The organism is uncultured Methylobacterium sp. (genome assembly GCF_964244095.1).
In the GTDB taxonomy this organism is placed as follows: Bacteria; Pseudomonadota; Alphaproteobacteria; order Rhizobiales; family Beijerinckiaceae; genus Methylobacterium.
Genome location: NZ_CAXTHR010000200.1, coordinates 1 through 6,148, shown reverse-complemented (window position 1 = coordinate 6,148; position 6,148 = coordinate 1). Strand labels below are relative to the sequence as shown.

Below are 6,148 nucleotides of genomic sequence, written 5' to 3'. Positions count from 1 at the left end.
TCGGCGGCGCGCCGAACATGGGCTCGGACCCGCACGGGCGGCGCCACCCCTCCGAGACCTGGATGAAGGCGGGCCGCGAGGCGGGCGGCGCCGGCGACCCGGCGCTGCTGCGCGGGCGCAAGCTCGTGGTGCAACTCGTGGAGACCTTCGGCGACGGGCTGGTGCCGGCTTTCGTGGAACACCTCGACGCCCTGGAACTCGCCAGGACGCTCGGCTTGGCGCTGGCGCCGGTGATGGTCTACGCCGACGACGTGACGCACATCGTCACCGAGGAGGGCATCGCCAACCTGCTGCTGTGCCGGACCGTGGACGAGCGCGAGCAGGCGATCCGCGGCGTTGCCGGCTACACGGAGGTCGGGCGCGGGCGCGACCGGGCCAAGGTCGAGGCGCTGCGCGCCCGCGGCATCGTCTGCCGCCCGGAGGATCTCGGCATCGAGCCGCTCGATGCCGACCGCGCCCTGCTCGCGGCGCGGTCGATCAAGGACCTCGTGCATTGGTCGGGCGGCCTGTACGAGCCGCCGGCGCGGTTCCGGAACTGGTGAGGACCGCTTTTCGATGGAAACGATGACCTTCCACCATGCCACGCAAAAACCTCTGCCTGGGAAAAAGCCCCTGGCGATCGTCGGCGTGGTCGCCTCCGGCAACCTCGAGGTGCTGCTGGAGCGGGTGCTGCCGCCGGACCGGTGCAGCATCGAGATCGCGACGCCGGTCCACGGCTACGGCGAGGTCTGGGCGGCGGTGGCGGCCGATTTCGTGGCGCGCGCCCAGCCCGGCGGCCTGCGCATCGCAATCAACGACGGTGGGGCGCGCCCCGACACCGTGTCGCTGCGCCTGGCTCAGGGCGCGCGCCTGATGGAGGCGGATGGATGAGCCGCGCCTTAAGCTGGTACGAGGCGAGCGCGCGCCAGCGCGTCGCCGCGTTCCTCGACGCGGGCAGCTTCGCGGAATTCGTCGGGCCGGAGGAGCGGGCGATGAGCCCGCACCTGCCGCTGTTCGACCTGCCCCGCGCCTTCGACGACGGCATCGTCGTCGGCGCCGGCCGCCTCGACGGCGAGGCGGTGTACGTGGCCGCGCAGGAGGGCCGCTTCCTGGGCGGCGCCTTCGGCGAGGTCCACGGGGCCAAGCTCGTCGGGCTGCTGCGCGCCGCGCTCGCGCAGAGACCGCACGCCGTGCTGATCCTGTTCGACACCGGCGGCGTGCGCCTGCAGGAGGCCAATGCCGGCGAGACGGCGATCGCCGAGGCCATGCGCGCCGTCGCCGACCTGCGCCGCGCCGGCATCCCGGTGGTGGGGCTGATCGGCGGGCGCGCCGGCTGTTTCGGCGGCGGCGGCCTCATCGCCGCCACCTGCTCGCGGCTCGCGGTCTCGGAGGGCGGGCGCATCGCGGTGTCGGGGCCGGAGGTGATCGAGACCAACAGGGGCGCCGAGGAGTTCGATTCCAAGGACCGCGCACTGGTCTGGCGCACCCTGGGCGGCAAGCACCGGCGGCTGACCGGCGGCGCCGACCTGTTCTGCGACGACACCGCCGCGGCGTTCCGCGCCGCGGCCCTCGACCTGATCGGCCGGGCGCCGGCCTTCGACCTCGCGACGCTGGAGGCCGAGCAGGCGCGGCTCGAGGCGCGCATCGACAGCTTCGGCGATTGCCGCGACGCCGCCGGGATCTGGGCGCGCCTCGGCGTGAACGACCCGGACGGCGTGCCGGCGCTGACGACGCAGGCGTTCGACGCCCTGGTCGCGGGCCTCCGGGGGACCACCCATGACGCTCGCTGAGATCCTGGCCTCGCTGTTTCCGCAGGGCCACGCGGTCGCGGTCGCCGACGGCCTGATCACCGGCCACGGGCCGCTCGGCGACGGGACGATCGCGGTGATCGGCGTCGACGGCGATACGCCGCTCGGCATCGAGGGCGCGCTCGCGCTCTCGGCTGCGGTGCTGGCCACGGTCCGCTCGGGGAGGGCCGCGCCGATCCTGGTCATGGTCGATTCCGACAGCCAGCGCATGAGCCGGCGCGACGAGCTTTTGGGATTGAACGAATGCCTCGCGCATCTGGCGAAGGCGCTGCTGCTCGCCGATGCCGAAGGCCACCCGACGATCGGCCTGATCTACGGGCACTCGGCCGCCGGCGCCTTCATCGCCACCGCGCTCGCCACCCGCGTGCTCGTCGCCCTGCCCGGCGCCAATCCCAGCGTGATGGACCTGCCCTCCGTCGCGCGCATCACCAAGCTCCCGCTCGACACGCTGGAGCGCATGGCGCGATCGACGCCGGTCTTCGCGCCGGGGCTCGACAACATGGTCCGGGCCGGCGCGGTGCAGGCGGTGCTCGACGCAGGCAGACCCCTCGGCCCGCAAATCGCGGCGCTGATCGCCGACCTGCCCGCGAGCGACACCCGCGACGCGCTTGGCCAAGCCCGCGGCGGCCGCGCGATCGCCCACGACATCGCCGCGCGGGTGATCCGGGCCGCGCAGGCGCGCTGAGGGTGCGGGGGCTTCTCCGCCACGACCTGTTCGTCGTGGCACCCGACGCCTGGGCTCGCCTGCTCGCCGGACGGCCCGATCTCGACCGCGTGCCGCATCTCGACGCCTGGGCCCGCAGCGGCTGGCCGGTGATCGTCCGCCGACGCCATCCCGGCGAGGCCCACGACCACCTCCCCGCCGGCCTGCCGCTGCCGCCCTCGGCCGGCAAGCGCCGCATCGGCCTCGCGGTGCCGTGGCCGGCCGCGATCCCACGCCCGGCCGTGACCCTCGCCGCCGCGCGCGACGCCGCGCCGGCCGCCTGGCATCCGGCGATCGACGCCGTGCTGGCGCTCGCCGCCGCGCACGGCCTCGTCCCGCGGGTGTTCGGCGGCCTGCTCTGGCAGGCCCTGACCGGGCTGCCCTACCTCACCGCGGCCTCCGACCTCGACCTGCTCTGGCCCGCCGACGCGACGCGCGGGTTCCTCGACCGGCTGGCGGCGATCGCGGCGGGGGCGCCGATGCGGCTCGACGGCGAGGTCGTCCTGCCGGACGGAAGCGGCCTCAACTGGCGCGAACTGCGCGAGGCCCGGCCCGGCGGATCGGTGCTGGCCAAGGGACTCGACGGCGCGGCGCTGGTGCGGGCAGCGTGCCTGGAATCCTGAGTGTCCGTCCGGAAACGCGCCTTCGGAATTCTTGCGTTCCCGATCCAGCCGAGATGACTGATCGAGCCTTGTCTCAGGAGAAGGCGGCCCGCATCCGGGCCGCCGTCCGGATTCAGGCTCGTGGCCCCAGCGCCTCGCAGCGGAACGCGCCGTAGCCGCCCCGCGCCAGCCGCTCGGCCAGCGCCGGCAGGAACAACGAAGCCTCGTCGGCGAGCCGCCACGGCGGGTTGACGACGATCAGGCCGCAGCCGCTGAGCCGCGCGTCGTCGGGCCGGTCGATCAGCAGGTCGAGGCGCAGGGCCGGGCGGGCGAGGGCGCCGCCCAGCGTCGCCGCCATGCGCTCGACGGCGGCGGGGGTCTTGATCGGGTACCACGCCACGAACACCCCGGTCGGCCACTTCGCCGCCGCCCTGGCCAGGTGCGCGCCGAGGCGGTCGATCTCGCCCGGCACCTCGTAGGGCGGGTCGATCAGCACGAGGCCGCGGCGCTCGGGCGGCGGGATCATCGCGTTGAGCGCGGTCCAGCCGTCGCCGTGCAGCACCTTGGTGCGAGCATGCCCGTTGAAGCGCGCGCGCAGCCCATCGTGATCCTCCGGGTGAAGCTCGACGAACACGCCCTGGTCGCCGGCGCGCAACGCCTCGCGGATCAACGCCGGCGAGCCCGGATAGATCGTCGCGCCGTGGCGCGCCCGCACGGCGGCGACCGCCGCGCGATAGGGCGCGAGGATGTGTTCGACCGCGTCCGGGAACGGCGTGTCGAGGCGGCCCCAGCCGTCGAGCCACTCCGCCGTGCGGCCGGCCTCGGCGGCGGCGAGATCGTAGAAGCCCAGGCCCGCATGGGTGTCGATCGCGCGGAACGGCGCCGGCTTGAGCGCGAGATGGGCGAGCACCCGCGTCAGCACGAGGTGCTTGAGCACGTCGGCGAAGTTGCCCGCGTGGAAGGCGTGGCGGTAGTTCATGCGGGCACGGCCGAGCCGGGCTCGCGGCGCCGCCGGATCGCCCGCGGGACGAAAACCGGATTCAGCGGGCGGCGCCCAGGGTGATCTCCGGCGACCGGCAGTTGGCGCGCGCGACCTCGGGGCAGGCCGTGAACGCGCGCAGGTCCTTGGACAGGCACACCCGCACCTCCTGCAACCGCCCGCGCGTGCACACGACCGCCATCATGTCCGGCCGCAGGCCCTTGTTCGTGGTCACGAACTGGCGCGCGACCTCGATCGGCGCGACGCTGCGTTCCGACCCGAAGTTCTTGAAATCGTCGGGGATCGTCACCGCCAGCCGCGCTTCGCGGGCGGCGCGGAAATATGCGGTCGGGTCGAGGCCGGAGCAGGTGCCGTGCTTGCGCCATTCGTAGCGGGCCAGCCCCTCGCTCGGGTAGACCTCGCCGGCGACGTCCATCGCCTGCGGGGTCGGCGAACGCTGGACCGCCGCGCAGTTCTGCGGGAAGCCGCGGGCGTATTGCGGCCACAGGCCGTGCAGCACGAAGCCGAGACCGCGGCCGGCGGAGCATTGGCGCCTGTCGCGCTCGCCGGCGGTCTCGCAATAGGTCGGCGACCACGACAGCGCCAGCACGTAGAAGTCGAAGCTGCCCGGCGTGTCGCCGCGGCCGAAGCCGCCGTAATCCTGCGCCCGCGCGCCCGAGGCTGCCAGGACCAGCGCCAGGGCGAGACCGAAGCGCCTCACGGACGCGCCATGCGGCAGGCGGTGGCGTAGGCGTAGCTGAGGTCGCGGTCGAGGCCGTGGACGCAGAGCTCGACGCCCCACGTCGCGCCGATGATGCCGAGGCTCTCGCGCACCGAGTAGTCGACCTTGCGGCGGATGCCGTCGGAGGTCGTGGCAGTGGCGGTGCAGAAGCGGCGCGGGATGTAGTCGAGGCCCCAGGGCCGCCACGCCGTGCGCTCGATCGTGTCGTAGGACACGATCGTCAGCGACGAGTTCCAGAACTTCGCCTCCTTCTCCGCGAACTGGGTCGAGACCTTCTCCAGCACGCCCGCGTCCTGGCAGCCGGGGATGTCGGCGTCGAAGGGGAAGGCGCGCTCCTCGGAGGGCTCGATGTCCTCGCGCGCCGAGCGGGCGAGCGCCGGCTGGAGGCAGCCGGCCAGGATCAGGCCGACGCCGAGGGCGACCGAGACGGTCTTCGAATGCATGGCGGTGCGGGGTGGCGTGAGGTCCGGCATCCGCGGACGATGGCCCGAGGCGCCATCAAGTCAAGCCGGACGGCGCTGTTGCCAGCGATTTCAGGATGATGTGGGTCGTGCGAGGCACACCCAGGGCCGACCCGGCACGCTCAGTAGATCGGCCCCGCCGAAAGTCCCGGCGCGGCCAGCGACAACGGCTCCTCGAAGCCCGGCGCCGGCTCCTCGTCCGGAAACGCAGCGGCGGCGCGGGGGGCGGGACGGGCGGCCGGCGGGCGCGGCGACGGGGCCGAGGCATAGGCCGAGGGCGCCGCCGGCCGGGCCGGGGCGCGGGCGACCTGGGTCGGGCTCGGCGCCCTCGACGTCGGCGCGACGCCGTAGGGATCGTCCTCCTCGATATCCACCGGGGCCTGCGGCGGAGCCGGCTGGCGCTCGGGCGGGCGCGGGCGCGACATCGGCCGCTCGTTGCCGGAGCCGAGCTGCGGCGTGAACTTGATCAGCGGCTGGCAGATCCGCTTCAGCCCGCGCGGGTCGTGCCGGGCGAGGTCGACGTGGATATGGTCGTAGTGGAACACGTTGGAGCCCGGCGCCAGCACGGTGGTGAACCGCTGGCACGCCCCGATGAACACCTCGCGCAGGAACCCCTGCTCGGCCTCGGTGCCGCGCCATCCGCCCTTGACGGTGATCACGTATCCGTCCGCGAGCTTGAACGACATCACGTCGACGGCGTTGCCGAAGGAATGCTCGGACAGCTTGGCGCCGACCTGGTTGTTGCGCCCGCGGCAGGCATAGGTGCCGGCGTTGATCTCGGCGACGGCCTGTCCGAAATACAGGTTCGCGGCCGGCTGGATCGTGTCGGCGAGCCACGCCTCGGCCTCGGCCAGCGCCGGGCAGCCGAGCGTCA

At 73.9% G+C, this 6,148-nt stretch carries 9 protein-coding genes; 5 read left to right on the top strand and 4 right to left on the bottom strand.

Going from position 1 to position 6,148, the window contains the following annotated elements:
* The 5 genes from ACFE86_RS20770 to mdcG all read left to right on the top strand — a co-directional run.
* Positions 1-542: malonate decarboxylase subunit alpha (locus tag ACFE86_RS20770; protein ID WP_375457219.1), on the top strand; the 542-nt coding region annotated here is incomplete at its 5' end.
* A 13-nt stretch (positions 543-555) separates the two neighbouring features.
* Positions 556-870, top strand: a complete 315-nt coding sequence (mdcC, locus tag ACFE86_RS20765; RefSeq protein WP_375457218.1) for a malonate decarboxylase acyl carrier protein — start codon at positions 556-558, stop codon at positions 868-870.
* On the top strand, positions 867-1,769 hold the full coding sequence (locus tag ACFE86_RS20760) for a biotin-independent malonate decarboxylase subunit beta (protein ID WP_375457217.1): 903 nt from the start codon (positions 867-869) through the stop codon (positions 1,767-1,769). The genes mdcC and ACFE86_RS20760 overlap by 4 nt, the downstream gene beginning before the upstream one ends.
* Positions 1,756-2,472: a biotin-independent malonate decarboxylase subunit gamma gene (gene mdcE, locus ACFE86_RS20755; RefSeq protein ID WP_375457216.1), complete on the top strand. Its 717-nt coding sequence runs from the start codon at positions 1,756-1,758 to the stop codon at positions 2,470-2,472. Before ACFE86_RS20760 ends, mdcE begins: the two co-directional genes overlap by 14 nt.
* A gap of 2 nt (positions 2,473-2,474) precedes the next feature.
* Positions 2,475-3,113 (top strand): malonate decarboxylase holo-[acyl-carrier-protein] synthase, encoded by a 639-nt coding sequence (gene mdcG, locus ACFE86_RS20750; protein ID WP_375457215.1) that lies wholly within the window; start codon positions 2,475-2,477, stop codon positions 3,111-3,113.
* Positions 3,114-3,225: 112 nt separating this feature from the next.
* Here the strand turns inward: mdcG and ACFE86_RS20745 are convergent, their stop codons facing one another.
* From ACFE86_RS20745 to ACFE86_RS20730, 4 genes are all read right to left on the bottom strand, one after another.
* Positions 3,226-4,071 (bottom strand): 23S rRNA (adenine(2030)-N(6))-methyltransferase RlmJ, encoded by an 846-nt coding sequence (locus tag ACFE86_RS20745; protein WP_375457214.1) that lies wholly within the window; start codon positions 4,069-4,071, stop codon positions 3,226-3,228.
* 61 nt (positions 4,072-4,132) lie between these two features.
* Positions 4,133-4,792, bottom strand: a complete 660-nt coding sequence (locus ACFE86_RS20740; RefSeq protein ID WP_375457213.1) for a ribonuclease T — start codon at positions 4,790-4,792, stop codon at positions 4,133-4,135.
* The gene (locus tag ACFE86_RS20735) at positions 4,789-5,256 is read right to left on the bottom strand and encodes a hypothetical protein (RefSeq protein ID WP_375457212.1); all 468 of its coding nucleotides are present in this window, start codon (positions 5,254-5,256) and stop codon (positions 4,789-4,791) included. Before ACFE86_RS20735 ends, ACFE86_RS20740 begins: the two co-directional genes overlap by 4 nt.
* Positions 5,257-5,396: 140 nt before the next feature.
* Positions 5,397-6,148: extensin family protein (locus ACFE86_RS20730; RefSeq protein ID WP_375457211.1), on the bottom strand; the 752-nt coding region annotated here is incomplete at its 5' end.